This window comes from Pseudomonas sp. GZD-222 (genome assembly GCF_049310525.1).
GTDB lineage: Bacteria > Pseudomonadota > Gammaproteobacteria > Pseudomonadales > Pseudomonadaceae > Aquipseudomonas.
Window position 1 is genome coordinate 1 of record NZ_JBMOWO010000005.1, and the last position, 1,495, is coordinate 1,495.

Here is a 1,495-nt window from a genome sequence, read left to right on the forward strand (position 1 = left end):
GCTCCTCGTGGGGAAACCCCGCTCCCAAAGGGCTCCCACCCTATCCGGTGGGAGCGGGCTTGCCCCGCGATGTTTTTCAGGGCAGATCGCGACTGCGATAGAACGCCGTCAGCACCTTGACCAGGTGCGCCAGGTCTTCGCTGCCACACAGCTCACGAATCGAGTGCATGGCAAAAGTCGGCAGGCCGATGTCCACGGTACGCACACCCAGGTGGCTGGCGGTGATCGGGCCGATGGTCGAGCCGCAACCCATGTCGCTGCGCACCACAAAGCTCTGCACCGGCACTTCTTCGGCCATGCACAGGTGGCGGAAGAACCCGGCCGTCTCGCTGTTGGTGGCGTAGCGCTGGTTGTTGTTGACCTTGATCACCGGGCCGGCATTGAGCTTGGGACCGTGGTTGCCATCATGCTTGTCGGCATAGTTGGGGTGCACGCCATGGGCGTTGTCCGCCGAGACCAGCAGCGAGCGCTGAATCACCCGGACGAAGTCGTCACCCTCGGGCATCAGGCGGCGCAGGGTCTGTTCGAGCATCGGGCCATCGGCACCGCAAGCCGAGCACGAGCCGACTTCTTCATGGTCGTTGCACACCAATACACAGGTTTCTTCGCTGTCGGCGTTGAGCAAGGCCTGCAGGCCGGCGTAGCAGGACAGCAGGTTGTCCAGGCGCGCGCCGGCGATGAACTCCCCGTGCAAGCCGATCAAGGCGGCGCTTTGGGTGTCGTAGAAGCTCAGCTCGTAGTCCAGCACCACATCGGCGTTCAGGCCATGCTCACGGGCCAGCTGGTCGGTGAGCAGGGCGCGGAAATCGACACGTTCGTCACCGGCAACCTGGGCCAGGATCGGTGGCAGTTCGGTCTGCGGGTTGATCGCCCAGCCTTCGTTGGCGGTACGGTTGAGATGGATCGCCAGGTTGGGGATGACGGCGATCGGCAGCTTGAAGTCGATCAGCTGGCTTTCGACCTTGCCATCACGGCGGAAGGTGACCCGCCCGGCCAGCGACAGGTCGCGGTCGAACCAAGGGGCGAGCAGGGCGCCGCCGTAGACTTCCACACCCAGCTGCCAGAAGCCCTGGCGCTGCAGTTCCGGTTGCGGTTTGACCCGCAGGCACGGGCTGTCGGTATGCGCGCCGACCAGGCGGATGCCGTCGAGCAGCGGCGAATGACGGCCGAGCTTGAAGGCGATGATCGAGGAGTCGTTGCGGGTCAGGTAGTAGCGACCGCCGGCCACTGTGGCCCAGCTGTCGCGCTCGTCCAGGCGCTGGTAACCGGCGGCTTCCAGGCGTTGGGCCAGGGCAGCGGTGGCGTGGAACGGCGTGGGGGAGGCCTTGAGAAAGTCGATCAGGCCTTGATTCAGTGCATCGCGCATAGGTCACTCCAGACAGCAGTGGCGCGAGTTTAACGTACTTGGCGGGGGATTTGTGGCGTGCCTATCGCGGGGCAAGCCCGCTTCCCCAAGAAAAACCCTCACCCCGCTAAGGGGCGGGACGTCCAACCA

General features: G+C 64.7%; 1 protein-coding gene. It reads right to left on the reverse strand.

The features are described from left to right. Positions 1 to 76 precede the first annotated feature (76 nt). Positions 77 to 1,366: a M18 family aminopeptidase gene (locus ACO6VD_RS00480; RefSeq protein WP_422416282.1), complete on the reverse strand. Its 1,290-nt coding sequence runs from the start codon at positions 1,364 to 1,366 to the stop codon at positions 77 to 79. Positions 1,367 to 1,495 lie beyond the last annotated feature (129 nt).

Excerpts from the sequence above, each read along its gene's own strand:
- ACO6VD_RS00480 (WP_422416282.1), bottom strand. The coding sequence starts at position 1,366 with ATGCGCGATGCACTGAATCAAGGCCTGATCGACTTTCTCAAGGCCTCC.